23 protein-coding genes are annotated in these 26,847 nt (G+C 58.1%); 12 read left to right on the forward strand and 11 right to left on the reverse strand.

Annotated features, from left to right (window positions below; translation table 11 throughout):
- Nucleotides 1-85: 85 nt before the first annotated feature.
- Nucleotides 86-1,912 (reverse strand): BCCT family transporter, encoded by a 1,827-nt coding sequence (locus AC2FNN_RS07555; protein ID WP_496757657.1) that lies wholly within the window; start codon nucleotides 1,910-1,912, stop codon nucleotides 86-88.
- 426 nt (nucleotides 1,913-2,338) lie between these two features.
- Nucleotides 2,339-3,283: a PDR/VanB family oxidoreductase gene (locus AC2FNN_RS07560; protein WP_496757658.1), complete on the reverse strand. Its 945-nt coding sequence runs from the start codon at nucleotides 3,281-3,283 to the stop codon at nucleotides 2,339-2,341.
- A gap of 140 nt (nucleotides 3,284-3,423) precedes the next feature.
- Between AC2FNN_RS07560 and AC2FNN_RS07565 the strand changes: the two genes are divergently transcribed.
- From AC2FNN_RS07565 to AC2FNN_RS07580, 4 genes are all read left to right on the forward strand, one after another.
- Nucleotides 3,424-4,329: a LysR substrate-binding domain-containing protein gene (locus AC2FNN_RS07565; protein WP_496757660.1), complete on the forward strand. Its 906-nt coding sequence runs from the start codon at nucleotides 3,424-3,426 to the stop codon at nucleotides 4,327-4,329.
- A 103-nt stretch (nucleotides 4,330-4,432) separates the two neighbouring features.
- Complete coding sequence (locus AC2FNN_RS07570) at nucleotides 4,433-5,590, forward strand: aromatic ring-hydroxylating oxygenase subunit alpha (RefSeq protein ID WP_496757661.1); 1,158 nt, start codon at nucleotides 4,433-4,435, stop codon at nucleotides 5,588-5,590.
- A gap of 257 nt (nucleotides 5,591-5,847) precedes the next feature.
- A complete protein-coding gene (locus AC2FNN_RS07575; RefSeq protein ID WP_496757662.1) occupies nucleotides 5,848-6,087 on the forward strand; it encodes a hypothetical protein in 240 nt (79 codons plus the stop codon).
- Nucleotides 6,088-6,132: 45 nt separating this feature from the next.
- Complete coding sequence (locus AC2FNN_RS07580) at nucleotides 6,133-7,164, forward strand: GlxA family transcriptional regulator (RefSeq protein ID WP_496757663.1); 1,032 nt, start codon at nucleotides 6,133-6,135, stop codon at nucleotides 7,162-7,164.
- Here the strand turns inward: AC2FNN_RS07580 and AC2FNN_RS07585 are convergent.
- The 9 genes from AC2FNN_RS07585 to AC2FNN_RS07625 all read right to left on the reverse strand — a co-directional run bounded on the left by AC2FNN_RS07585 (nucleotide 7,123) and on the right by AC2FNN_RS07625 (nucleotide 17,627).
- Nucleotides 7,123-7,686 (reverse strand): sarcosine oxidase subunit gamma, encoded by a 564-nt coding sequence (locus tag AC2FNN_RS07585; protein ID WP_496757664.1) that lies wholly within the window; start codon nucleotides 7,684-7,686, stop codon nucleotides 7,123-7,125. The genes AC2FNN_RS07580 and AC2FNN_RS07585 overlap by 42 nt on opposite strands.
- On the reverse strand, nucleotides 7,679-10,633 hold the full coding sequence (locus AC2FNN_RS07590; protein ID WP_496757666.1) for a sarcosine oxidase subunit alpha family protein: 2,955 nt from the start codon (nucleotides 10,631-10,633) through the stop codon (nucleotides 7,679-7,681). Before AC2FNN_RS07590 ends, AC2FNN_RS07585 begins: the two co-directional genes overlap by 8 nt.
- Nucleotides 10,630-10,917, reverse strand: a complete 288-nt coding sequence (locus AC2FNN_RS07595; protein WP_496757667.1) for a sarcosine oxidase subunit delta — start codon at nucleotides 10,915-10,917, stop codon at nucleotides 10,630-10,632. Before AC2FNN_RS07595 ends, AC2FNN_RS07590 begins: the two co-directional genes overlap by 4 nt.
- 12 nt (nucleotides 10,918-10,929) lie before the next feature.
- Nucleotides 10,930-12,180: a sarcosine oxidase subunit beta family protein gene (locus tag AC2FNN_RS07600; protein WP_496757668.1), complete on the reverse strand. Its 1,251-nt coding sequence runs from the start codon at nucleotides 12,178-12,180 to the stop codon at nucleotides 10,930-10,932.
- A 280-nt stretch (nucleotides 12,181-12,460) separates the two neighbouring features.
- Nucleotides 12,461-13,705 carry a molybdopterin molybdotransferase MoeA gene (locus AC2FNN_RS07605; RefSeq protein WP_496757669.1) on the reverse strand — a complete coding sequence of 415 codons (1,245 nt, stop codon included), beginning with the start codon at nucleotides 13,703-13,705 and terminating at the stop codon, nucleotides 12,461-12,463.
- The gene (locus AC2FNN_RS07610) at nucleotides 13,698-14,045 is read right to left on the reverse strand and encodes a hypothetical protein (RefSeq protein WP_496757671.1); all 348 of its coding nucleotides are present in this window, start codon (nucleotides 14,043-14,045) and stop codon (nucleotides 13,698-13,700) included. The genes AC2FNN_RS07605 and AC2FNN_RS07610 overlap by 8 nt, the downstream gene beginning before the upstream one ends.
- A 328-nt stretch (nucleotides 14,046-14,373) precedes the next feature.
- Complete coding sequence (locus AC2FNN_RS07615; protein WP_496757673.1) at nucleotides 14,374-15,804, reverse strand: NAD-dependent succinate-semialdehyde dehydrogenase; 1,431 nt, start codon at nucleotides 15,802-15,804, stop codon at nucleotides 14,374-14,376.
- A gap of 81 nt (nucleotides 15,805-15,885) precedes the next feature.
- Nucleotides 15,886-16,851 carry a LysR substrate-binding domain-containing protein gene (locus AC2FNN_RS07620; RefSeq protein WP_496757675.1) on the reverse strand — a complete coding sequence of 322 codons (966 nt, stop codon included), beginning with the start codon at nucleotides 16,849-16,851 and terminating at the stop codon, nucleotides 15,886-15,888.
- A 2-nt stretch (nucleotides 16,852-16,853) separates the two neighbouring features.
- Entirely contained in the window at nucleotides 16,854-17,627 is a 774-nt protein-coding gene (locus tag AC2FNN_RS07625) for an aspartate dehydrogenase (protein ID WP_496757677.1), read from the reverse strand.
- A 146-nt stretch (nucleotides 17,628-17,773) separates the two neighbouring features.
- On the opposite strand from AC2FNN_RS07625, the gene AC2FNN_RS07630 reads away from it, so the two are divergent.
- The 8 genes from AC2FNN_RS07630 to AC2FNN_RS07665 all read left to right on the forward strand — a co-directional run bounded on the left by AC2FNN_RS07630 (nucleotide 17,774) and on the right by AC2FNN_RS07665 (nucleotide 26,789).
- A complete protein-coding gene (locus tag AC2FNN_RS07630; RefSeq protein WP_496757678.1) occupies nucleotides 17,774-18,727 on the forward strand; it encodes a dihydrodipicolinate synthase family protein in 954 nt (317 codons plus the stop codon).
- Between the two features lie 105 nt (nucleotides 18,728-18,832).
- Entirely contained in the window at nucleotides 18,833-19,375 is a 543-nt protein-coding gene (locus AC2FNN_RS07635) for a 3-hydroxyanthranilate 3,4-dioxygenase (protein WP_152460347.1), read from the forward strand.
- A gap of 23 nt (nucleotides 19,376-19,398) precedes the next feature.
- Nucleotides 19,399-20,373, forward strand: coding sequence for a TRAP transporter substrate-binding protein (locus AC2FNN_RS07640; RefSeq protein ID WP_496757680.1), 975 nt, complete (start codon nucleotides 19,399-19,401; stop codon nucleotides 20,371-20,373).
- A gap of 63 nt (nucleotides 20,374-20,436) precedes the next feature.
- Entirely contained in the window at nucleotides 20,437-20,970 is a 534-nt protein-coding gene (locus AC2FNN_RS07645) for a TRAP transporter small permease (RefSeq protein WP_496757682.1), read from the forward strand.
- On the forward strand, nucleotides 20,967-22,226 hold the full coding sequence (locus tag AC2FNN_RS07650; protein ID WP_496757684.1) for a TRAP transporter large permease: 1,260 nt from the start codon (nucleotides 20,967-20,969) through the stop codon (nucleotides 22,224-22,226). The genes AC2FNN_RS07645 and AC2FNN_RS07650 overlap by 4 nt, the downstream gene beginning before the upstream one ends.
- Nucleotides 22,227-22,347: 121 nt before the next feature.
- Nucleotides 22,348-22,896: a thioredoxin family protein gene (locus AC2FNN_RS07655; protein WP_496757686.1), complete on the forward strand. Its 549-nt coding sequence runs from the start codon at nucleotides 22,348-22,350 to the stop codon at nucleotides 22,894-22,896.
- A gap of 3 nt (nucleotides 22,897-22,899) precedes the next feature.
- Nucleotides 22,900-23,277 (forward strand): VOC family protein, encoded by a 378-nt coding sequence (locus tag AC2FNN_RS07660; RefSeq protein WP_496757688.1) that lies wholly within the window; start codon nucleotides 22,900-22,902, stop codon nucleotides 23,275-23,277.
- A 191-nt stretch (nucleotides 23,278-23,468) separates the two neighbouring features.
- On the forward strand, nucleotides 23,469-26,789 hold the full coding sequence (locus AC2FNN_RS07665; protein WP_496757689.1) for an ATP-binding protein: 3,321 nt from the start codon (nucleotides 23,469-23,471) through the stop codon (nucleotides 26,787-26,789).
- The last annotated feature ends 58 nt before the right edge of the window (nucleotides 26,790-26,847 follow it).

The raw sequence follows: 26,847 nt of genomic DNA on the forward strand, positions 1-26,847 counted from the left end.
TTCACGTCAAGGGCGACGCTTTGCCAAAAAAGAACAGGCCGCCCAGTTGGGGCGGCCTGACCAGGTTTTTTCTTGTGCCTACGCCTTATTCGGCTGCCTGCGTGCTGTTGGCAGAGTGCTTGTCACGCTGACTGTCGCGGAACAGCGCCTTGGCCAGCGATACGCACATCAGGCCCATCACCATGGTGAACGGAAGCGCACCGATAATCATGGCATTGCGCAGCGCGTCCATAGGATTGTTTTCACCCGCTGCCAGGATCAGCGCGCCGATCACTGCCGTCAGGATCACACCCCAGATGATGCGGTGCTTGATACCGGTTTCCTGGCTACCACCCGACATGATGGTGTTCATCACCAGAATACCCGAGTCCGCCGAGGTTACCAGGAAGGTCATGATCAGGATCACGCACATGACGTTCAGCATGGACAGCAGCCCACCATCGATCATGAAGGACAATGTGGTGAACAGCTTGTTGGTGTTCGATGCGCCGATGATCGCACCTTCTGCCGCGCCTGCCAGTTCCAGATCGATCGCCGTGCCGCCCAGAACAGTCATCCAGGCAAAACACACCAGCGCAGGTGCGAACACGCAGCCCAAGATGAACTCGCGAACGGTGCGACCCTTGGAGATGCGCGCCAGGAACAGACCCACGAAGGGCGAGAATGCGATCCACCATGCCCAGTAGAAGGTGGTCCAGCCTGCCTGCCAGCCGAACTGACGACCTTGCTCACCCGCAGCATAGGCCGCGGCCAAGGTTGCTTCGTCCAACTCGGCCGCTGCACCTTCCAGACCGCTTTTGAAGCCGTCGAAGCTGCCCCAGGCATTGGTCGCACCCCCCATCAGGTCTGCGGCATGTGCTTGCGCCTCGGCCGGCAGGGCCGCTGCGAATGCTTCGGCCGATAACGGGCCATAGGCGTTAAAGCTGAGCGACAGGAAGTGCAGGATGTAGTCGATCATCGCAGTGCCATAAGTGGTCATGGCAAAGACAAACGAGCCGAAGACCACGAAAGTGCCCAGCAGGATGATCGACAGCACCAGATTCAGGTTGGACAGGTACTTAACACCCCGGCCGACACCGGAAACCGCCGAAATGATCGACAGGCCCATGATGACGACCAAGCCTGCAATCAGGCCAACCTTGCTGGGGGTCGGCACCTCGCCGCCCAGATCCATGACCCACTGCATGCCGGTGATGGCATAAAGTCCGTCGATGAACTGGCTGACGCCATAACCGATGGTTACGGACACGCCGAGGATCGTTGCGACAACGCCCAAAACGTCAACCACGTGGCCGAAAAAGCCATTGACGAAACGGCCAAACAGCGGAGTCAGCGCCGAGCGGATCGTCAGAGGCATGTCGCGTGTGTAAGCGTAGTACGCCAGCGACAGGCCGGTCACCACGTAGATCGCCCAGGCGTGGAAACCATAGTGCAGGAAAGTAAAGCGGTAAGCCGATTGCAGGGCCTCAGGCGTGTTACCTTCGACCGCACCGGAAACGACAACCGGGTTCGATCCCCAAAGACCCAACGGTTCCGCCGTGGCGAAGACCATGAGCCCCACACCAAGACCGGCACCAAACATCATGGAGAACCATGAGAAGTTCGAAAACTCGGGCTTTTCCCCTGGCGTTCCCATGATCCGGCGCCCCGTGGACGGAATGATCGCAACAACGGCCAGGAATAAGAAGAAAAAACCGACAATGACGATGTAGAAGCTGTTGAAGACCTCCAGCAACTGGCTGTTCAGGCTGCCCAATGTGCTGTTTGCATTCGCTGGGAAAACCAGGGCCCACAGGACCAGCCCGACCATGATGGCCTTGCTGATCAGGGCAATTGGGACGCTGTAGTTTTCATAGAATCCGGAATCAGCCGTTTCTATTTCAACGTCCGTGAAAGGTTCGGGTATCGACATATCGCACGTTCCTCCTCGAGTGTGTCGTTCTTTCTTCTTCTGAAAAAAGTGCTGGAAAACATCGCGTTGCACGACGTGGACAATCATGCACGATGCACAAAACGATGTTGAGTTGTGTTCAGCCCAAATTTGGGCTTGCAGTAACAACGCGTGCTCCCATTACGTTTCTTACTGCAATTTTCCTCCCGATTTCTCGCTGCCTGCCGACAACACCGGTCCTGGTGGTAAGTCAGCGTGTGGTTGATTGTCGTCGCAGCATCCTAAGTGGTTGTTGGGTTTCCAGCTTCGAAAAACCTATAGCAAGGGTGAGATGTTCTAACCTGAGAATCCGACACTTCAATCATATGAAGCGACCATCGAATTTACTCGATTGCGATGTTAGCGAGAACATCGCGACGCCATGATTTATGGTAACCACTGCGTCCTTCACAGCTTCAGGACCAGTTTCTCGGACTTGGCCCGCGAAACGCAGGTGCACAGGAATTCGTGGCTTTCCTGCTCTTGCGGTGTGAGTATTCCGTCGCGGTGGTCGACCTGACCTGACACTACGTCAACAATGCATGACCCACACAACCCTTCAGAACAGCCGAAATCGACCTGCACGCCGTTATTTTGCAATACTTCGAGAATGGTTTCCTCTTTTCCGACCGGGTAGACCGCACCGGTTGATTGAATTTCGATCTGAAATTCCGCGTTTGGATCGTGGTCGATATCAGAGGCGGGTGCAAATCGTTCAAAATGGATTGCCCCGCCACGCAAGGATGCCCCTGCTTCCAGAACAGCGTTCAGCATCGGTTCAGGTCCGCAGGTATACACATCCGCACCGACGGGCATCGATTGCATCACCGATGCCAGATCAAACCTGCCGTCTGTGTCATCGCAATGCAAATGATACCATTCATCCAGCCCAAGAGCCCTGAACTGCGCGTCCATCGCTGCAAATTCTCTTGACCTTACAAGGTAGTAGACCCGAAAATCCTGCCCGCGGTTCATCAGTTCCCGCGCCATTGCAACCAACGGAGTTGCCCCGATGCCGCCCGCGATCAACGTGACATGCCGATCGTGGTTTTCGAGTTTGAAGTGATTCCGCGGCCCGCCGATTTCGACCATCGCCCCTTCTAGAAGCGCATGCATGGCCACCGAGCCGCCACGCCCTTCATCTTCGCGTTTGACGGCGACATTGATTACGCGGCCGTCCTGACTCCAACTCCACAGTGAATACTGCCGCACCAAATCGTCGGCCAGATGGATATCGACATGTGCGCCGGGTTGAAGACTTGTGAAGCGGCCGTTTTCGATTTCAAAGCAAAAATCGGACGTGTCCGGGCTCAGCCGTGTTTTGCGCACGAGGCGGGCAACTTGTGTATCCATCACACATCCTGTTCGTTCTCGGTCGACTTTGGTCTTGTACCCGATCGCAAACAGCAGGAAAAAACATAGATTTCAATTGCAAAATTTCTCACATTCGGATGAATGTAACTCACCTCTACCGTTTGAGCAACGCAGCAGCCATGTCACGACGCCACTATAATCTTCCACCACTCACGACTTTGTCGGCCTTCGAGGCCGCCGCGCGGCATCTCAGCTTCAAAGAAGCGGCCGGCGAACTGTCGGTTACGCCGGGTGCTGTCAGCCACCAGATAAAAGCGCTGGAAAGTGAACTGGGTTCGGCGCTGTTCGTCAGAAAACACAGGGGCGTGGAACTGACCGAGGATGGCCAGGACCTGTTCGAAGTGCTCGGTTCGTCGTTCCGTCAGATATCGAAGGTGCTTGAAAAGATTCGCAGCGGTGATTCAGAAAATCCAGTGACGGTCGGGTCCACTACCGCTGTGGCGGCTTTGTGGCTTTCTCCGTCGGTCATCCGGTTCTGGCAGGACTACCCGCACATAAAAGTGAACCAGATGGCACAGGACAAGCCATTCTCGGACAGACCGGATATCGACTTTTTCATCCGCTACGGTCGTGACGTGAACTCGCAGCTGAACCATACTAAACTGTACCGTGATACGCTGACGCCGGTCTGTAGCCCCGAGATGGCCCAGGAGCTGAAGGGGGCAAACCTGGGAGACCTGGTGGAACGTCGCCTGATCCACCTTGAAACGCAGGACAACACCTGGACCACCTGGCCATCTTGGTTTCACGACCTTGGATATACCGGAGTTGTACCGGTGCAGTCGCGTGTAAACAGTTATGCCCTGGCGTTGCAGTTGGCCCGGAAAGGGGCCGGACTTGCATTGGGGTGGAAACGCTTGATCCAGCCCATGCTGGCATCAGGAAAACTTGTTGCGCTGGAAGAATTCAGCATCCCTGCCCCGAACAATTTTTACCTCGTCGGTCGCCCGGACGACCAGCTGACAGAAGGTGCCCTGGCGCTGAAAAACTGGTTGCTGGATGAATTGTCCGGCGGTTCGGTTTAGTTTGCCTCAATCGGCCGTTAGGTTTTTTGATATTGAATGAAGCCGGCTCGACCGGCCAATGGGGGAAACGTTCAACACATTCCGAATTACTCAGGAGCAACCGATGAACAAGCATTCAACGCTTTCGTCTGTTCTGACCCCGGTAAACACCGCCAAGGGCCTGCCGAACGAGCATTATATCGATCCCGATGTCTTCGCCGAGGAACGGGAGGCGGTCCTGTTCGCGAATTGGTCAGGCATCGGTTTTGGCAAGGACATTCCCGAAGCCGGTGATGCCTTTCCGATCGACTTTCTCGGCGTGCCGCTTCTGATGGTGCGCGACCGTGATGGACAGATCGGCGTTTTCCAGAACACCTGCCGCCATCGCGGAATGATTTTGGTCGACAAGCCGCAGAAAATCCGCGGCGCGATCCGTTGCCCCTATCACAGCTGGTGCTATGGCCTGAATGGCGAGCTGCGCACTGCGCCGCATGTCGGTGGCCCCGGAAAGAACACGCATGAAGATCTGGACTTCGCCGAATTGGGCCTAATCCGCATTCGTTCTTATGTCTGGCGCGATGTTGTCTTCGTGAATGTGGATGGCAACGCCCCCGACTTCGAAGAGGTCCATGGCGAGTTGATGGAACGCTGGAAAGAATTTGAACAGCCCATGTATCATGGCGGTGCGGGTGCGTCGGTCCGGCTCGAGCTGGAGTCGAATTGGAAACTGGCGGTCGAGAATTTCTGCGAAAGCTATCACCTGCCCTGGGTTCACCCGGGCCTCAACAGCTATTCGCGTCTGGAAGACCACTACAACATCAATGAACTGGGCAAGTATTCGGGTCAGGGCACCTACGTCTATCGCCAGTTCGAAGGTCAGGACGGCGAAAAACTGGATGACTTCCAGAATCTGAGCGACAATTGGAACGAAGGGGCGGAATACATCGTCGTGTACCCGAACACCTTGCTGGGTGTTCAACGCGACCATGGCTTTGCGTTCATCATCGATCCGATCACGCATGAACGGTCGAACGAAAGGATCGAGCTGTACTACGCCAAAAAACCGGAAGACGCACCCGAGCACGAAGCGTTGCGCGCAAAGAACGCGCAGCTTTGGAAAACCGTCTTCGAAGAGGATGTGTTCGTGGTCGAGGGCATGCAGAAAGGCCGTCATGGCGTCAAATTCGACGGCGGCCGTTTCTCGCCCGCAATGGATGGCCCAACGCATTGTTTCCACCACTGGGTGGCCACTCAGATCGAAAAAGCCCGTGCCGAGGCATAAGCCGCTTTCCGGCCGGATCATGGGTTGAGGGCGCCACGGATGCGCCCTGATCGGTCAATTGCAATCACGGAACATCGCAGATGCAGGCGATGTTCCGTGATTGCGAAAAGACGCGTGCAGGTGCGTGTGATGGGTTCATCACTGGCCGGTCCGCATCGTTGACGGCGCTGGGAAATCAGGATTCAGGCGCAAAAAGGTAGAAAGCGTATGACTACGTACAAACCAACACACTTCGCGTTTCCGGTAAGAGGCTGACCTTGGATCTGCAAGAACTCGACAAGCAACTGTTGCAGGCTCATGCGGATAATGATGTGCCTGCGCTGATCCGGCTGTACCACAAGGCAGCCGACCGGGCCGAGCGAAATCAGGATCTCGACGCTGCTTGTTTTTATCTTACACATGCGTTTGTGTTCGCGCTGGAATACGGTGCGCCCGAAGCGGATGACTTGAACCGAAAACTATACGAGCGCGGTCGCGCCCATCGTTTGGTGTTCTGACGAAATCAGTGTAGTTGGGGTAACGTGCTGGCAAAGAGACAAAGCATGACCCATTTCACCTTTCTGTGCCTCGAAGATTTCCCGCTTGCTGCCCTGTCTATGGCCATCGACCCGCTGCGCGTCGCCAATGAGATCAGCCGCAGCGATGGTCTTGGCTGGACCGTCGTCTCGGAAGATGGGCAACAGATCATGTCCAGCTCACGCCTCAGCATCAACCCTGACAAGGCTTTGTCCGAGGTCGAGGAGACCGACGTCGTGCTGGTCTTTGCCGGGGCATCAGCCCGGTTGAAGGATCGCAAGGCTTCGGGCGGAGCGCTGCGGCGGCTTTTGTCCCGTGGCGCGCGGATCGGTTCGGTCAGCGGCTCACTTTTTGCGCTGGCGGAAGAAAAGTTCTTCGATGGTTACAGCTGTAGCGCGCATTTCTGCTATACCGCTGCTTTGAAGGAACAATTTGACAGGGTGAACCTGTGTGACACGCTCTATACGATAGATCGCAACCGAATGTCCTTTGCCGGGACTTCAGCGGTGTTTGAATTCATGCTGGGCGTGATTTCGGATGAGGTGTCTGATGCGGTTGCCGTCGAAACGGCCTGCTGGTTCCAATACGCGACTTTACGTGATGCGGATACGTTGCAGGTTTTGCCGGGCTACAGCAAAGATCAGACCCGCAATGCCCTGCCGCGCCCGGTTCGGCGGGCCATCGAGTTGTTTGCAAACAACATCGAAAACAAGATCTCGATCGAGCAGGTCTCGAAACGCGTTGGCATGTCCATCCGGCAATTGGAACGGCATTTCAAGAAGGAAACCGGGATCAGCCCCGGAGGGTACTATCGCAGACTGCGACTGGATGCGGCGCGGCAGAAACTGCTTTACACCGATCAGTCTTTGCAGGAAATCGCGCTTTCGGTCGGGTATGACAGCGCCAGTTCGTTTTCAAGCAACTATCGACGCGCATTCGGTCTGCCGCCGGCTCAGGAACGCAAGGAACGAAGCCGCGGCGCCAGACACGCGGCTTTGTCCTTTGGGCACCGTCCTTCACAGGGCCCTGGCCACCTCGATCAGCATGTGGTGAACTGAAATCGCATAGCTGCGTGGCGCGTAGATCGAAAAATCCGTTCCCGCCTCATTGCAGCGCAGCAGGCATCCCACATGATGGATTGCGGTGCGGTTGAAGGCTCCGGCCTGCATCTGCTCGACATCCAGAACGGTCAGGCGTTGCAGCAAGCCTGTGGCACCCTGCCCGGTCATGTCGATGCGTGTGAACGCGTCCGACTGATCAGTCACCGACGCCATGCTGGCCAACTCGGATTCCATACGCCTGGCCAGCTCCAACGGGCCTGCGAAAGCTTCTTCGCACAGGTACTGATCCGGGCCCAGCCAGTGCAGGCTGCTGGTTTCGCCCTTTTCCCACCGCCCCGCCTCAGGCGCCGGGATTCCGCAAACGGTTTGAAGTTTGGCTTTGACGGTTTCCTCCTGTCCCAGCCTGGCCGAGACGGAGGCCAGCGCCACATCCCCTCGTTCCTGAAAAGTCAGAGTTCCGACCACGTCCCGTTTGGGTTCACTGCCGCCAATGGCGGTCTTGGCAACAAAATCACGCACGGAGCCGTTCTCCTTCGGGGTCAACGAAATGCGCGCTGACAAGCGTCGCTTTGATGTTGGTGTCATCCACCGGGCTGACAATCTGCACGGTGTCGCCCAATCGCTGCGCCCCGCGTTTTACGAAAGCCAGGCCGATGCTGCTGGACAGGTGCGGCGAATAGGCAGCAGATGTGACATAGCCCAGATCGTTTTCCGGCAGGTGTGGCGCATCCTCGTCGAACACATGGCCTCCGGCCAGCACGGTATCGGCGTTGTTGACCGGCTGAATGCCGACCAAAGCCAGGCCATCCGGATCGGTCAGAGCTTCGCGTGCGCTGAGCGTCGCACCGATACTGTCTTTCTTGGCTGAGACCATGCGCCCCATGCCCAGATTGTGGGCGCTGGTGGTTCCGTTCAGTTCGTTTCCGGTGGCATGGCCCTTTTCAATCCGCAGAACGCCAAGCGCTTCGGTGCCATACGGCGTTACGCCAAAGGGCTCTCCAAGCGCCATCAGATGTCGGACCAGCGCGTCACCGTACCGGGTAGGCACAGCCAGTTCATAGGCCAACTCACCCGAGAACGAGATGCGGAACAGCCGCGCCGGGATACCCCCGGCAATGGTCACCTCGCCACACGCCATGAAGGGAAAACGTTCGTTGCTGATGTCATAGCCGTCATCAACGACCTTTTGCAGCAACTCACGGGATTTCGGGCCCGCTATGGCATATTGTGCCCAGGCGTCGGTGGTCGAGATCATCTGCACATCCATGTCCGGAAACAGGCATTGATGCACGAACTCCATGTGGCGATAGACACCAACCGCGTTTGCGGTTGTGGTGGTGACCACAAAGTGATCCTCGGCCAGGCGGGCGGCGGTGCCGTCATCCATGGCTATGCCGTCTTCGCGCAGCATCAGACCATAGCGGGTTTTGCCCACCGGCAGTTTGGCGAAACCGTTGCAATAGATCTTGTTGAGGAATTCCGCAGCATCCGCGCCCTGCACGTCGATTTTGCCCAGCGTCGTCACGTCGCAGACGCCGACACCGCTGCGTACGGCCAGAACCTCGCGATCCACGGATTCGCGCCAATGGGTCTCACCAGCCTTGGGGAACCATTGCGCGCGCAGCCAGGGGCCCACTTCGACGAAAACCGCGCCCTGTTCTTCGGCCCATTGGTGGCTGGGCGTCAGTCGCGTAGGTTTGAATTCCTTCCCGACCGAGCGCCCGGCCCAAGCCCCCATCGCAACGGGCGTGTAAGGTGGCCGGAAGATGGTTGTGCCGGTTTCGGGAATGCTCTTGCCGGTGATCTCGGCCATCACGGCCAGCGCGCCGACATTCGCGGTTTTGCCCTGATCGGTCGCCATGCCAAGGGTGGTATAGCGTTTCAGATGCTCGACACTGCGAAAGCCTTCCTGTTCGGCCAGTTTGACATCCTTGACGGTCACGTCATTCTGGAAATCCAGCCAGGCGCGGCCTTTGCCGGGCACATGCCACAACGGGGTGATGCGGATCTCATCATCCTCAGCTTTCGGCAGGTCGACCGGGCAGGCCCTGATCCCCAGCCCGTCAAGCGCCGCAAGTGCCGCATTGGTGCCCGAGGCGATCGCCCCGTGGCTGGTCAGGTTGCCAGCGGCGGCACCGGCGACACTCATACCCTTGGGCAGTTCGACAGGTGGGATGAAGGCTGCAAGCGGTTCGAACCATTGCGGGCGGCCGCGCTGATGGCATGTCAGTTGCACATTCGGATTCCACCCACCTGAAACGCCCAGACCGCTTACTTCGATGGGGCGGGTCTGACCATCGGCCATCTGCACGGTGATCGATTTCAACCCCAAACGGCCCTGCGCGTTGGTGACCTGCGCCCCGGCCAGCAATTCACATTCGGCAATGCGCGGTGCGTCATGGCGCGGGTCGATCACGGCAACAACCTTGATCCCGGCTTTGATCAGATCCTGTGCGGCGCGGTGTCCTTCGTCATTGTTGGTGAAGATCGCCACGCGCTGGCCCGGTGTCACAGCCCAGCGGTTCGCATAGGCCCGCATCGCGCCCGCCAGCATTATGCCCGGTCGGTCGTTGTTTTCGAAAGCAATCGGACGTTCGGTAGAGCCGGCACAAAGCACCGAGTGCTTCGCGTAGATCCGCCACAGAATCTGGCGCGGTTTCCCCGCCTCGGGCACCGCAAGGTGATCCGAGACCCGTTCAAGCGCGCCGTGAATGCCGTGATCATAGGCGCCGAACACGGTGGTGCGCGTCAGAAGGCGCACATTGTCCATCGACGCCAGCTCTCCCAGTGTCTGCGCGACCCAATCGGCATTCGATATGCCCTCGAACCGGTCACAGTCAGACAACAGACGCCCACCCATCCGGCTGTCTTCGTCGGCCAGAATGACCCGCGCGCCAGACCGTGCGGCCGTCAACGCCGCGATCAGGCCGGAAGGACCGGCACCGATAACCAGCATATCGCAATGCAAATAGCCCTTGTCGTAGATATCCGGGTCGGCCTGCTGCGTCAGGCTGCCCAGACCGGCTGCCTTGCGGATCATCGGTTCATAGAGCTTTTCCCAGAACGCCTTGGGCCACATGAAGGTCTTGTAATAGAAACCCGCCGTCAAAAAGGGCGAGAGCCGATCATTGATCGACAGCGCATCGAAGGCGAGCGAGGGCCAGCGGTTCTGCGATGTCGCCTCGAGCCCATCGAACAGCTCGATCGTGGTTGCGCGTGTGTTGGGCTCCTGCCGGTTGCCCGAACGCAGCTCGACCAGCGCGTTGGGTTCTTCCGAGCCCGAGGCCAGTACACCGCGTGGACGGTGGTACTTGAACGAACGGCCAACCAACCGCACGTCATTGGCCAGCAGAGCCGAGGCCAGCGTATCACCCTGATAGCCTTCGTAGGATTTGCCATCAAAGGTAAAGCGCAGCTTTTTGGACCGGTCGATCAGACCGCCCTGCAAACGATTGTTCTGGGTCATTTTCCCCGTCCCGTCTTGCGGGCTACATCCCGCGCCAGTTCTGTTGCCAGAATTTCATGGGTCAGCGTGTCGCGTGTCACAACCAGCCACGAGCGGTCGCCCTGCTCGTGAAACCACAGCTCTCGGTGGGTTCCTGCCGGGTTGTCGCGCAGGTAGACATAGTCGTGAAACGCGGCGGCGGCCGTGTCGGATTGCCAGTCGGGCCGATTGATCAGGCTCGCGTCGCCCAGATAGGTGAATTCGGACGCATCACGCGGGCCAAGCAGTGGATGATTGATGATCATGTCCGGGTCTCCTCAGTGCAGGTTGGGTTGTGCGCCCACGCCTTTTTCGTCAATCATCCGCCCGGTTCTGAACCGGTCCAGACGATAGGCAGTTGCAACGTCATGCGATCGATCGGTGGCCATCAGATGCGCGAAACAAAAACCAGATGCTGGCGTTGCCTTGAACCCGCCATAGCACCAGCCACCGTTGAAATAGAGCCCGTCAATTCCGGTGTGATCTATGAACGGCGAGCCATCCATCGACATATCCATCACGCCGCCCCACATCCGCAGCAGGCGCGCGCGACCGATCATCGGCATCAGGGACATGCCGCCTTCGGCCACGTCCTCGACCACAGGCAGGTTGCCGCGTTGTGCATAGGTGTTGTAGCCGTCGATATCGCCGCCAAAGACCAGACCGCCCTTGTCCGATTGACTGACATAGAAATGTCCGGCGCCATAAGTGATCACCCCGTCGAGCACCGGTTTGAGCCCCTCGGTCACAAAGGCCTGTAGCACGTGGCTTTCGATCGGCAGGCGCATCCCTGCCTGGGCCATCACGCGCCCGGAAGACCCAGCAACCGCCACGCCCACCTTTTTGGCGCCGATATATCCCCGTGTGGTTTCAACACCCAACAGTTTTCCGTTTTCGATGCGGAAACCGGTGACTTCGCAATTCTGGATGATGTCGACCCCCCGTTGATCCGCGGCACGGGCATAGCCCCAGGCGACACCGTCATGACGCGCCGTACCACCGCGGCGATGCAACAGACCGCCCTTGATCGGAAAGCGCGCATCGTCAAAGTTCAGGAACGGATACATCGCACGAACGCCCTCTGCATCCAGCAGTTCCGCCCCAGAGCCGGTGAACATCATCGCGTTGCCACGACGACGATAAGCGTCCCGCTGCGCGTCCGTATGACAGAGGTTCAGAATACCACGCTGACTGACCATCGCGTTATAGTTCAGGTCCTGTTCAAGATTTTCCCACAGTTTCAGCGACAGCTCATAGAATGGCTGGTTGCCATCCAACAGGTAATTGGCGCGAATGATCGTTGTGTTCCGTCCGACGTTGCCGCCACCGATCCAGCCTTTTTCCAGAACGGCCACCCTGGCGGCGTTGTGTTCCTTGGCCAGATAGTATGCCGTCGCAAGGCCATGGCCGCCGCCGCCAATCACGATGAAATCATAGCTTGATTGAGGCTCGGGATCGCGCCAGGCCGGTGTCCAGCCCCGGTGCCCGTTCAGAACCTGCCGCATGATCGCGAGTGCCGAATACCGCATGAATATGTTCCTTAACCCTCAGTGCACCAAAGCATCATGTGCCACCGGAAAAGCCCCAGTCACGACGTAATCCGTCACGGAGTTTATCGGTTGCGACAATTTTCAAGCCGGTATTCGGATTGATTGTCGCGCGACCGGGCGATTTTCAGGTGCATGCATCACGGGCGGGACAGCCAACGCACGAAGAACGCGATGCCAACCGCCCGGCCGATCTCCGGGCGCCCACCATGACCGCGGCGTTGCAGTTGCTGGTAAAATTGCAACGCACCTGTTGCGGGGATCAGAACCTCAACAATTCAATCGTATGCCCGGCGGGCAGGTCTTCGATCTCTGCCGGAATGATCGCCAACCCGTCTGCCTGCGCCAGCAAGGCAACACGGCCGCTGTAGGAGGGTGCCATCAGACGCACATTGGGAAGGCCACCCGGCGAGGTGCCGTCAATCTGGACCGGACGATATTCCTGCCGACCCGCGCGACGCTGCATGGGTTCAGCCAGCACGGCCTGAACAGGCAACTGAGGCCTGTGGCGCAAGCCTGCGCGCCGCGCCATCATCTGCGACCCGATTATCTGCCATGTCACGTAGGCTGACACCGGGTTGCCGGGCAGACCAACGTAAAGAGCATGCCCGCGCCGTCCGAACATGACCGGTTTACCTGGCTTCATCGCCACTTTCATGACGTCGGTTTCACCGCCAATCTCGCTGAACAGCCGGGGCATGTGATCTTCATCCCCAACGGACACGCCCCCGGTCGTGACGATGAGGTCCGAGGCGTCGCATGCCTCGCGCAGAACCTTTTCCAGACGGGCCGGGTCATCCTCGATCGGTCCCCGGTCGGTCAGTTCGATCCAGGGTTTTTGCAACAGCGCCAGCAGCATATAACGGTTCGAGTTGTAGATTTGGCCAGGGCCAAGGGGCTCGCCCGGTTGGCGCAGTTCGCTGCCTGTCGAAAAGATCATGACCTTCAGTTTTCGAAACACCAGGACCTCACCATACCCGGCGGATGCCAAGGCGGCCATTTCGCGCGGTCCAATTTCACAGCCGCGTCGCAGGATCGGACCCCCGGCACAAAGATCTTCCCCCGCGCACCGGATATGCTGGCCGGGTTTCGGGCGACGGCTGAAGCGAATCCTGTCGATCAGAAGATCGCAATCTTCCTGCATCAGCACGGCGTCGAATTCAGGCGGCACCGGAGCGCCCGTGAAAATGCGCAAAGCGCTGCCTTCGGGGGCATCATGGTCGCCGCAGTCACCGGCAGCCACACGCCCGGCGATGGGCAGCTCGAAAACCGGCCCGTCACCCAGATCACCGGTGCGGACGGCATAGCCATCCATGGCCGAGTTGTCGAAGGCAGGCATATCGACCTTGCTGGCGCAATCCTCGGCCAGAACCCGGCCTATAGCCTGTTCCAGCGGCAAAATCTCGGTTTCGGCAACAGGATCGGCGCCGGAAAGACCGCGCTCAAGGGCGTCCTCGACAGTCAGATACATGTGGGCGTGGCGGTCACAGGCACATCCATCAGCCATATTGAGTCTCCGAAAATATAATGCGTCCTGCGAATCCCGGCTGTTCGTCCGGATCCAGATTGGGCAGACCGGCCTTGAATTTCTCCAAATCCGAGCTGGGATCGCCAACGACCGGCAGCGTGCCCATGCCATACCGACCATGCGCGACGCGGCCTATGCCGCCGTCGCCTTCTTTCTCGGACGAAAAATCCGGCTCGGGTTGGCCGCAAACCTCAAAAACGCAAGCGCAGTCAGAGTTCATGCCGAGGGTGGACGTTACGGTGGGTGGTCTCGCCAACTTCTTGAAGCCCTCGGTATCCCCGGCAGGGGTTGGTGCAGATAACGTCAGCCAAGTGTTCATCTGTCCCTCTGGAGCTCAGGCCGCCCGGCGGGACCCCCCCCCGCAGGTCAGCCAAAACGCTGATCATCACCGGCAAAAAGACGCAATGGTTTTGTCGCACAGTCCGGCCAGAAATTACCGGCCAATGGACAGCACGGTGGGTTTACTGTCTTTGACATAGGTCATGATCCGCGTTCGGGCGCCCCATCAGGAAGGGCACATTGCCGCGCCTGTCGGTTCCGCAGGTAATGAAATCACAATCGCAGCGCTGGCCCTTTGGTCGATTTCGAAAGGAAAAAGGCTGGCTTGGTCGCGAAAAAGTCGACAAGTGCAGGTGTCGGGATCTTTTTCAGCAGATCTTGGCCGAATGCCAGACGTTCTTGACCGTCATGTAATTCTCAAGGCCTTCGGTTCCGCCTTCCCGACCATAGCCACTGGATTTAACACCCCCAAAGGGCGTTTCCGGCATGGATGCTTCAAGTGTGTTGATCGACAGATTGCCGACTTCGACCTCGTCTATCAGACGGTCGATGTAATCCGCCCGGTTGGTGAAAGCGTACCCCGCCAGCCCGTAGGGAACTGAATTCGCCAGATCGATCGCCTCATCCAGCGAAGCCACCGGGTTGATCACCGCAACCGGTCCAAACGGCTCTTCGCGCATGATCCGCGCTGCTTCAGGAACGTTCAATAACACCGTGGGTTCAAAAAAATATCCCCGCTCACCAAGCCGCGCTCCGCCTGTGGCAAGCGTTGCCCCCTGCGCCACAGCGTCTTCAACCAGCTCAGACAAGGCAGGCACGCGCCGGTCATTGGCCGTTGGGCCCATTTCAACGGTTGCGTCAAGCCCATTGCCGACAACCGTGGCTTTGGCCCTTGCAACAAACCCGGCCGCATAGGCGTCAAAAATACTCTCATGCGCGAAGAAACGGGTTGGCGAAGTGCAGACCTGACCGGCATTGCGCATTTTGCGAACCGCGCCTGAAACGGCCGCCGATTGCACATCCGTATCTTCGCAAACTATGACCGGCGCGTGACCGCCCAACTCCATGAGCACTCCGGTGTCGTGCCGGGCCGCCAAAGTGGTCAAATGGCGCCCGACGGTTGTCGAGCCGGTGAAGGCCACCAGGCGAACGGGGTCCTGCGGGATCAGATGGCCGGAGATCTCGGATGGTTCACCGAACACCAAATTCAGAACCCCTGCCGGCAGACCGGCATCTTCGAACGCTTTTGCTATGTGCAACGCGCCGGCAGGAGTTTCTTCTGCCGCTTTCAGGATAACTGAACAGCCAGAGGCCAAAGCACCGGCGATTTTCCGGGCAGGTTGGCTCATGGGGAAGTTCCACGGCGAAAATGCCGCGACAACGCCGACAGGCTGGTGATGAACTGCAAATTTGTGACCTTGAGCGGCCGGAATGATCCTGCCATAGGTTCGCATCGCCTCGCCCGCATCCCATTCAAAGAACTCGGCACCGCGAATGACCTCCAGCCGCGCCTGTTTCAAAGGTTTGCCATGTTCGAGGGTTATGGACAGCGCGATTTCTTCCTGACGCTGACGCAAGAGGGCTGCCGCCCGCAGGATCGTATCCGCGCGTTCCCGCGGCGATGTGCGGCGCCACAGTCGAAAGCCTTCGACGGCCGCTTGCAGCGCGTCGTCCAGATCCTTCGCCGATGCGCAAGGCAATCGACCGAGTTCATCCTCGGTTGCCGGGTTGACAACCGGGATATCGCGCCCGGTTTTTCGCCACGTGCCGCCAATGAACAGCCTGAGCTCTGGATACATGAAACCGGCGCCTCCGTTTGCCTTGATTTTTGATCGCGCGATGCCTCGCATGAGTTCAAGCGCATTGCGCGAATACGGATATCAAATTGGCGAATATCTGGTCTGTCTGCTCTGCGCCGCCCGATGCAGCGCCGTTTTGAAAGCGCGCCCCGCAGGCGACAGATCGTCGTCGGCGCGGAAGGACACTCCAATCGGCCCCTGTCCGAACGGAACCTCCCAGGCCAGTTGGGCAAGATGGTTGTTTTCGATATCCTGGACGACGACCTCGGCAGGCATAAGGCCGATCAGGTCGCGGGATTGCAGCAGCGCCCGGTTCGTCAGATAGGACACGGATTCAATGGCGACCGGTGGCACATATTGCTGTTGGCCGACGAAAAAATGATCCGCCTGACGTCGCAACGTGGTCTCTTGCGGGGGAAGAATCCAGCCAAACGGCTTGGTTTGCGCAAAGGTCACGGCGTCCCGCCCAGCAAGCGGGTGTTGAGGGCCGACAATGGCCAATATCCGATCTTCGAACAGTTTTTCCTGCCGAATCTTGTCGCGATGCCGGTGCGACGGCAGGCGTCCTACAACCATGTCGATCTCACCCGACAGCAGCCGGGGCATGAGCACCTCGTTGGTCCCTTCGCTGATCTTGACTGCAACGTTCGGGCGGTCTTCCAGCAGCAGTTCAATGGCGGTCGGTAGCAGGCTGGTTGATGCCGCAAGCAACGTGCCCACCACGACGCGGCCGGAATTTCCTTCGTTCAGATCGTCCAGTTCCTGGGCGGCATTTGAAACCTGAGCAAATATCAGCTTCCCGTGACGTATGAGAGTTTCGCCAAAAACCGTAGGCACAACGCCTCGGTTGGTGCGCGTGAACAGCTTGACTTCGAAATCCAGTTCAAGATCCTGAATCATCTTGGTTGCCGCAGGCTGAGATATTCCCAGCTCACGCGCGGCATTTTGAATGTTTCCATGCGCGCCGACTGCAACCAGCAGACGCAGCTGGCGCAGCTTCAGGCGGGTCAAGGCGCGGTCAACGATGCGAGAGTGACGCCCGACCATGGCTACAGCACAATCGGCTTGCAAAGCTGATCCAGCTTGGAAAGCACGCTCATGGCCGCAAGCGCCGAGCTTCGCGGGTTGTCGGACAGCGCGGTGCCGCTGATCCGGAACTGAAACGTGCCGAAATCGCCTTCGGCCTCGACCTCGTGAATGTTCTTGTGGATCGTCGGATCGGCGATCAGACGAACCTGCGTCTCATCAAACCCCACACCCGCCAAGGCGACGGCGGCGGCGACGTTTGCGTTTTTGGGGTAAGCCAGCGCCGCCTCTCGCGCGGAACCCTGAAAATGGGTTTCAGCCGCGGTGATATTGCCGAGGTCAAGACTGTGTTCGGCAAGTGATCCCTTCCACCCCGCCGGCGGCTTGCGCCCCACATATGTGACGGATTTGAGCGGCCCGACCGCTGCGGCGCTGAGACAGTCCAGCCCGCCTATGGCACCGCTTGCCAGATGCAGCCGCGCCCCACCCTTTCGCGCTGCCCTGTCCAGCCGGTCACTGACCCGCTGATCCGCAAGTGCCCCGGCAGAGACACTGATGATATCCAGCCCTCGTGCCAGAATGTCCGGACCCAAACCGGCCAATGCCTCGTGCCCCGCGCAATCCAGAACCATTTCTACTCCGGCCGGCAAGTCATCAACCGAACCGACTGACTTGGGCGATTTTGGATCAACGCGGTGTGGTCTGACCAGAATGGCTGCCAACTCATGCCCATGTTCTGGCAACATGCGCTGCACAAACTGCGCGATTGCGCCGGTTCCGATGACTGCGATCTTCATGTCTGGACCCTAGACCAGCATTGAAAAAATCTGAATTGGTAAGTTGGTGGTATATTTTTTTCAGATAGCCATTTCCCTGAAATGGCACTGGACCGACCCGCCTGGTGTGTTTTGTTCCTGTTGCAGCCACGGGGACCACGTTGGAAATGAAATACACAAAACACGACGCAAAAGCTTATGCCCGCGAACATATGGCTGGGATATGGGCAGCGGCACTGAACCCGTTCAATGATGACCTGTCTCTGGATGAATCGGGACTGCGTGCAAACATCCGCCATTGGATCGACGATCTGGACATCCAGGGTCTTTTCGTCGCCGGCAAACAGGGCGAGTTCTTTTCGATGAGCATCGAAGAGCGCAAGCGCAACTTCGAAATTGCCGTTGACGAATGCGCAGGCAAAGCCGGTGTAATCGTCTCGGTCTCGGACCAGAACATGAATACGGCTTTGGACCTGGCGCATCACGCCCAGAATTGTGGCGCGGATTACATCGTTCTGCACGCGCCGGTTCTGAGCTTTGTGCAGGATCGCGGAGAGGTTTTGTACCAGTACTACAAGCGTTTTTGTGACGAACTGGATATCGGCATCGCCATGTGGAGCCATCCGGACAGCGGTTATTTGATGCAACCCGAAGAATGCGCCCGCATTGCGGATTTACCCAATATCGTTGCGATAAAATACTCGGTCCCGCGCGAGATGTACGTGAAGCTGACCCATATGGTGGGCGACAGGATCCATGTCTCGACCTCGGCCGAACATGAATGGCTGGACAACATATTGGAACTGGACTGGAAGCTGTATCTCTGTTCGTCCCCGCCCTATCAGCTGCAAAGCAAGGTCGATCAGCGGATGAACGAATACACGCGTCTGGCCTTTGCGGGAAAGGCCGATGAAGCGCGGCGTGTCTTTGACAGTCTGAACCCTGTCCGCGACGCGATGAAACGCGCGCGTCCTGCGGGCAAACCCACCGCATTCGGAAAATACTGGCAAGAGTTGCTGGGTCAGGTTGGTGGCCGTGTACGCCCGCCGATGCTGGAACTGACCGGCGCCGAAAAAGCGATCATTCGCAAAGCATTTGATGAAAGCGGGCTGCGCGTCTGAGCTGGGTGTGGCCCGGCAGTATAAGGAAATCGGATAGCGAGATACTGATAATTTCTTTGCGGTCATGGAAAAACGCGCCAAACATTTCGGGATAGGGAGTGGGACATGTCAAAACTGAAAGCGTTCAACTTTAAGGCCTGGATCGACGAGCATCGCCATCTGCTCAAGCCGCCCGTGGGGAATCGTCAGGTTTGGGAAGACGCCGATCTGATGGTCACCGTTGTGGGTGGCCCGAACAAGCGAACCGATTACCACGATGACCCGGTGGAAGAATTCTTCTACCAGCTTGAAGGCGACATGGTGCTGAAAATATATGACGGAGAGGAGTTCTATGATGTTCCGATCCGTGAGGGCGAGGTTTTTCTGCTGCCTCCGCATGTGCGCCATTCGCCACAGCGCCCTCAGGAAGGCTCGATCGGGCTTGTGATTGAACCCAAGCGCCAGACCGGAGAACTGGACGCCATCGAATGGTATTGCTTTGAATGCGGATCCCTGGTGCATCGAGCGGAAATGCAGCTAAAGTCCATCGTTGATGACCTGCCTCCGGTTTATCAGAAGTTCTATGCCTCGGAACAAGACCGCACCTGCCCCAATTGTCAGGCTGTGCACCCGGGAAAGGAACCGCCCGAGGGCTGGGTCACGTTGTAAAACAAGATCAAACAGGGGAAGTAATGAGACATTTTGCAAAAATCGCCGCCTCTGCGGCTGCGTTGGCATTGGCGTCCGTGGCCGCTCACGCCGAAGAGTTTCGGTTGGGTCTGATCACGCCGCCACCGCATATCTGGACCAAAGCCGCCGAGGCGTTTGGGGCCGAGTTGAATGAGGCCAGTGGTGGCGCTCATTCGGTGTCGGTTTTCCCGGCCCGCCAGTTGGGGAACGAGGCCGAAATGCTGCAACAATTGCAGACCGGCGCGTTGGACATGGCCTTCATGACAGTGGCCGAGGTTTCCAACCGCGCGCCCGAGTTGGGGGCGTTCTATGCGCCCTATCTGGCAGATGACATCGGGCACGCGGGGCGCATCCTGCGATCCGATACGGCCAAATCCATGCTGGACCCCTTGCCGGGGCAGGTTGGTGTCGTTGGGCTGGGATATGGGATGGCCGGATTGCGCCAGATCGTCAGCCGGGGCGAGGTTTCCTCCGCCCAAGATCTGTCGGGCCTGAAACTGCGGATCACGCCCTTCACACCGATCCTGGATTTCTACAACGCGGTGGGTGCGGCACCCACGCCCATGCCCTTGCCTGCCGTCTATGATGCGCTGGCCAATGGTCAGGTTGACGCCATCGACATGGACGCCGAGCTGATCTGGGTTCTGAAATATTATGAACACGCCGACACGATCGTGCAGTCGGATCACATGATGTTCCCGATGGTCGGGCTGGTATCGGCCAAGGTCTGGGCTGGTTTGTCCGACGAAGACCGCGCGATGATCGCGGAACTCATGGCCAAGCATGTCGACAGCACCATTGATGCCTACGTTGAAAACGATGCCAAATGGCTGGAGCAGATCGAGGGCACTGGCAAAGCCTACAAAAAGGTTGATGCCTCGTTCTTTGGCGACGCGATCGAAGAGTGGAACGGGATCTGGTCCCAGAAAACCTCTTCTCTTGACGCTTTGCGGCAGACTGCGGCAGAAACAAAATAACGAAAACGGCATGACGAAAGGGGCGCAGCTCGATCCTGCGCCCTTTTTCACGGGAGAACAGCGATGTTGTATCGGCTGTCGGCAGGCTTGGCGCAGGTCGAGTTGTGGTGCGCTGCCTTTCTGGCAGTCTGCATTACGGTTCTGATTTTGTTGAATGTCGTGACGCGAACGGCGGGCAACGCCCTGTTCTGGGTTGACGAACTGGCGATCTACGCGATGGTCTGGATGACCTTTCTGGGCGCGTCTTCCGCATTGCACCATCGCAGTTCGGTGTCGATCTCCATCGTTTCCGACAACGTGCCCGAACGCGCGAAACCGTTGATCCGCAAGGGTGTGGACGTGGTCGTGTTTGTATTTTCCCTTGCAATGCTGTGGTTCTGCTGGCGCTGGTTCCTTCCGCTGGACATCGCCAGCAGCGGATTTGACGTGGCGGCGTTTCAAGGTCAGACATTCAATTTCATCTATGCCGAGCCAACGCTGACCCTGGGCCTGCCAAAGTACCTGTTCTGGTTGGTGATGTGGCTTTTCGCACTGGGCGCGACGCTGCATTCGACCATGCATCTGCTGAGCGCCCCGGGCAAAGGGGAACAGCCATGAGCCCCATCGTCTTTCTGGCCACTTTACTTCTGTCCGTGCCCGTGGCGATCGTGCTGGCGATCACGGCCATATGGTACATCTGGGAAAGCGGCAACACGGTTCTTTATGACAGCTTCGCGCAGAAAATGTTCGGCGGTCTTGAGAATTACGGCCTTTTGGCAATCCCACTGTTCATGTTGACCGGAGAGTTGATGAACGAAGGCGGTATGACCCGGCGCCTTGTCGCGCTGGCGCGGGTGTTCGTCGGCGGGTTTCGCGGCGGGCTGGCCTATATCAACTTGCTGGCCAACATGTTCATGGCGGCGATCATCGGGTCTGCAACGGCGCAGATCGCGGTGATGTCGCGCGCCATGGTCCCCGCGATGGAGGAGGAGGGCTATGACAAGGGTTTCGCCGCTGCCACGACGGCCGCAGGCGGGCTGCTGGCTCCGGTCATCCCGCCGTCGATGATGTTTGTCATCTTCGGTGTTCTGGCTCAGATCCCGATTGGTGACATGTTCATTGCAGGAATCCTGCCCGGTTTGATCCTTGCCGGGGCTTTTGCATCGGTCATCACCCTGATCGGGTGGTGGCAGAACTTTCCGAAAGGGCATTGGATGACGCGTGCCGAAGCCGTCCAGGCCTTGATCAGCGCGGCCCCTGCCCTGCTGATCCCGATGTCGATCATAGGCGGTATTCTGTTCGGGATCGCCACACCGACTGAATCCGCCGCAATCGCGTCCCTGATCGCGTTTCTGGTGGGCTGGTTGGCTTACGGGGACCTGAAGCCGAGCAACCTGGCACAGATGTTCAAACGCACCGCGGCCAATGCGTCGATGATCCTGTTCATGATCGCGGCCGCCAGCGTGTTCGGCTGGGTCATCATCTATGAGGAAATACCACAGCAACTGGCAGGGTTGATCACCTCGGTCACCTCGGACCCGTTCGTGTTCCTGCTGATCGTGAACCTTGCGCTTTTGCTGGTTGGAATGGTGATCGATGGCATCGCCGCGATCATCCTGATCACTCCGATCCTGCTGCCGATTGCAACCGGTTCATACGACATCAGCCCCTATCAGTTCGGCATCGTTGCCTGCCTGAACCTTGTGCTTGGGCTGCTGACGCCCCCGGTCGGGATCGGATTGTACATCGCCTCATCCATGAGCGGGACCTCGCCCGGTTCAATCCTGAAATCGCTTTGGCCTTTCCTGATCGCGGTAACATTGGTGTTGCTTCTGCTCAGCTATTACCCAAGCCTGTCAACGCTGCTGATCTGAACCAGAGGCGTTTGCAGGCGCATTCCGTCGCAAACATGGTGCTGGAAATCACGCTCTACTTATCTGCGCCCGTAAGCTAAGCTGGCCTGAACATGCCAACTGGTCACATCAAAGGACAATCATGCTGCTCGACACTCCGATCTGCGATTTCGGTTGGAAAGCCCCGGACTTCACGCTCAAAGACCCGAACGGTCGGGCGTTCACGATGTCCGATCACCTGCAAAACGGGTTGCTGATCGCCTTCATCTGCAATCATTGCCCCTATGTCAAAACGATCACGGACCGGCTTGCGCAGGACACGGACCTACTGATGTCCAAAGGGATCGGCGTGTTGGCGGTCATGTCGAACGACTATCGCGATTACGCCGAAGATTCGCCGCCAAACATGTTGGAATTCGCACGGCAGAACGGCTTCAACTTTCCATATCTCGTGGACGAGGATCAATCCGTAGGAAAGGCTTATGGTGCTGTCTGCACCCCCGATTTCTTCGGATTGAATGCGGATGGAAAATTGCAGTACCGGGGCCGTCTGGACAATCTGGGCCGCGGCCAGACAGGCAAGCGCGAACCAGAACTGGTCAATGCGATGCTGCAAATTGCCGAGACCGGGCAAGGCCCCCAAGACCAGATTCCATCAATGGGATGTTCGATCAAATGGACCCGAGGCTAGGCCATGGGGATCACGTCACTGGATCATGTCAATCTGCGCACCACGCGTTTGGAGGAGATGATCGAATGGTACTGCAACGTGCTGGGGATGCGGGTCGGCCCGCGCCCGCCCTTCCCCTTTCCCGGCGCCTGGCTTTACGTCGAAGAACACGCCTTCGTGCATCTGGTCGGTGTCGAGGCCGAGGCCACGGGTTCGGACGCAGACCTGAAGCTTGAGCATTTCGCTTTTTCGGCGACAGGGTTGGCACGGTTCGAAGCGCATCTCGGAGCAAATGGCGTCTCTTATCGCCGTGTGGAACTGACGGCGATCGACACGGTTCAGTTGAACGTCTGGGATCCGGACGGCAATCACATTCACATCGATTTTCGGACCGACGAATAGAGGTGGCAGGATCCAATACCGTTTCGTGCATGGAAATTTCCCGACCCTCAATTTGAACACTTGACCGGAATTCGCGGGTCGTCCTTGATAGAGCTGTGTTTTCCCGGGCTTTGTCCGGGGTTGGTCACTGTGACCAAAGTGAAATGGGGAATGCTTGGATCCGCCTTGTCGCGGCCATGCATGGTGGTCAAATGGCTGACATAGATGAATGGCTGATCCGAAACGGCTTGTCCAAATATGTCGATGCCTTCTCCCGGCACGAGGTCGAACTGGGTGATCTGGCGGAACTGAGCGACGATGACCTTGTCACGATCGGCCTGCCCCTTGGACCCAGGCGCCGCTTTCTGAAAGCAATACGGGATGAAACCGGACGGCCTGCGGGATCACATCGCACGCATCAGGAACCCAACATCATTGCAGAGCGCAGACAGCTGACGGTCATGTTCATCGATCTTGTTGGGTCAACGGCGATATCGCAAAAGCTGGATCCTGAAGATCTGGCCGAGGTTCTGAGGCTGTTCAAAGAGACCTGCGCCGCTGCGGTCGCCGCTTTTGACGGGCATATCGCCAGTTATTATGGCGACGGCATCATGGTGTTTTTTGGTTTTCCGCATGCGCATGAAGACGACCCGGAACGCGCCATTCATGCAGGTCTTCGGATTGTTCGCGAAATTCCGGAAATCCGCACGCATGCACATCTTGAAGTCCGCATAGGGATCGCGACCGGCCTGGTTGTCGTCGGTGACCTGCGTGGAGAGAAGATGTTCGAGGATGGCACCGCCATGGGCGAGACCCCGAACCTGGCCGCACGGCTTCAATCGATGGCTGATCCGGGGACAATGATCGTCGCGCCGACGACACGGGAATTGGCGGGTGATACGTTCGAATATGTGCGCCGGGGCACGTTTCAATTGAAAGGCTTTGCCAAAGAGGTCGAAGCCTGGCAGGTCACCGGCACGCGCCAGACTCTCAGCCGCTTCCTTGCGGCAGACGACGCCCGGATGAGTTCGTTGGTCGGGCGCACGCAGGAGCATGAAACCCTTCAAAGCAAGTGGAGGCTGGCCCGCGAGCGTCAAGGTCAGGTGGTTCTGGTCTCGGGCGAGGCGGGCATAGGAAAATCCAGGCTGATCGAAGAGCTTCGCCGCACGATCCCGGACGCAAAACACCGACAGCTTCGATTTCAGTGTTCACCCTTTCACGACGCAAGCGCGTTGTACCCGATCATTCGCCAGCTTGAAAACGCGGCCGAAGTGCTGGCCAGTGACAGTGCGGACGAAAAATTGAACAAGATCCACAGCGTTCTGGGCGATCCTTCCGAAGGGTCACTGAAACTGGCTGCGGCACTGTTGTCGGTCCCGTTTGAAGACAGGCTTGGCCCGCTGGATCTGACCCCTGAGCAAATCATGAAGCAGACGCTGGACATGCTGGTCACCCATGTGATCGGCCTGGCGCAGGAAACCCCGACCCTCTTGCTGTTTGAAGATGCACATTGGATCGATCCAACGACAAAGACTCTGCTTGATCAGCTTGTAACCCGGATAGAGAACGCGCGCCTGCTGATGGTCATGAGTTATCGAACTGGCTTTGATCCGGGCTGGCCACAATCGCACAACCTGATGCACGTCGCGCTTCAACAACTGGACTTCGCGCAGGTCAAAGAGATCGTGAACGATGTTGCCAAGGGTAAAACTGTCCCGGACGAAGTTCACCGCCTGATTGCCGCCAGATCCAACGGTGTTCCGCTGTTCGTAGAAGAGGTGACGAAGGATTTGCTGGAATCCGATCTTCTGACCGAACGCGCCGACGCCTATACGATGGACCGGTCCACGCCATCACCAACTGTGCCGAAAACACTGCATGACGCGTTGATGGCTCGTCTAGATCGCCTGAGTTCGGCCAAGGAAGTGGCACAGATCGGCGCTGTCATTGGCCCGCAATTCTCTTATCCGATGATTGCAAACGTTTCCCGTTTTGATAAAAGGGCGTTGCGTTCCGGTCTGGATTTGCTGGTGGATGCCGGGATCGTGATCGTTTCAGACTCAGAGCCCGAGGAAACGTTCAGTTACCGTCACGCACTCATTCGCGACACCGCTTACAACAGTCTGTTGAAACGCGAAAGGCGAACGCTGCATGCGCGTGTGGTCCAAGCACTGAACTCTGCCTCGTTGCACGAAAACTCTGCCGGTCCGGAAATTCTGGCTCATCACTACACGATGGCAGATATGCCGGACGAAGCGATTGAACACTGGTATCTGGCCGGGCAACGTGCCGTTGAACGCTCGGCCGGGATTGAAGCAGCCACTCAGTTGGGGCGTGCGTTGGCATTGCTTGAACAGCAGGAAGACTCGGTTGACCGCGACCGTATGGAAACCAAGATCCAGACATTGCGGGCCGGCGTTCTGCGCTCGACCGCTGGCATCGCGGCCGATGAAACGGGGGCGGTGTATGCCCGGATCCGCGACCTGTGCAATCGGCTGGGCGAAACCGAACAATTGTTCCCTGTGCTCAATGGTCTCTATGCGTATCATCTGGTCCGCGGTGAATACGACCTTGCTAGGGACGTCGCGGCGCAGTTGCTGGAACTGTCAAAACTGACCGACGAAACACACCACACAATGATTGCCCATCGGGCCATGGGTGCCGTCTTGTTGCATATCGGACAGCAGGACGCCGCCTATGAACATCTGCGGCAAGCGTTGCACTTGTATGATCCTCAGCAGCACAGCCGTCTTGCCTATGTCTACGGCACGGATCATGCCGCCATTACATCATGCTTTTTAAGCATAACGGTCTGGTTGCGCGGAGAACCTGACCGCGCGCTCGAGATCCAGCACCAGGCGATCTCGGCGGCGCAGAAACTCAATCACGCTCATAGTCTGGCACAGACGCTGACATATCTGTGCATGCTGCACCTGTTGCGGCGAGAACCTGAACAGGTTTACGACGTTGCCGCGCGGCTTGAGGAACTGGCGACCAAACACACCTTCCCCTTCATGATACTGACGGCGAATGTCTGGCGGTGTTGGGCGGACGCGCAGATCAAGCCAGGCCCGGAAACGATCCGAGCAATGCGCAAGGCGTCCGAAGCCTGGTGGGCCAGCGGGGCCGGGAACTACAAGCCGGTGTTCCTGACGGCCCTTGCCGAAGCGTCATTGAAGGCGAACGACCCGAAGGCGGCTCAGCGCCTGCTGGATGAAGCCCGTGAACAGCAGGTTCTGACCAATGAAGCGTGGGCTCAGCCCGAGACGGATCGGATACAGGCGTTGGTGCGGTCCATGGACACTGCCGCGGATGATCTGTTCACCGAGGCTCTGGAAACCGCACGCAAACAGCAGGCAAGAATGTTCGAACTACGCACAGCGGTGGATTACGCGCAAACCTGCGACCGCTTTGGCTGCACGCCGGCCTCGCAGCCTGATCTCGGAAAGATTCTGGCCACGATCGTTGGCGGCACGCAGACCCGCGATGTCGCGCGTGCCATGTCTTTGCTCAATCACTCGAAAGTGTCGTAAAGTATTTTCCCACCAGTTCGGCGGGCAACACCCTTCCATCCTTCCCGTCGCCCCGTAG

The sequence above is a fragment of the Ruegeria sp. BHSA118 genome, from assembly GCF_059613405.1.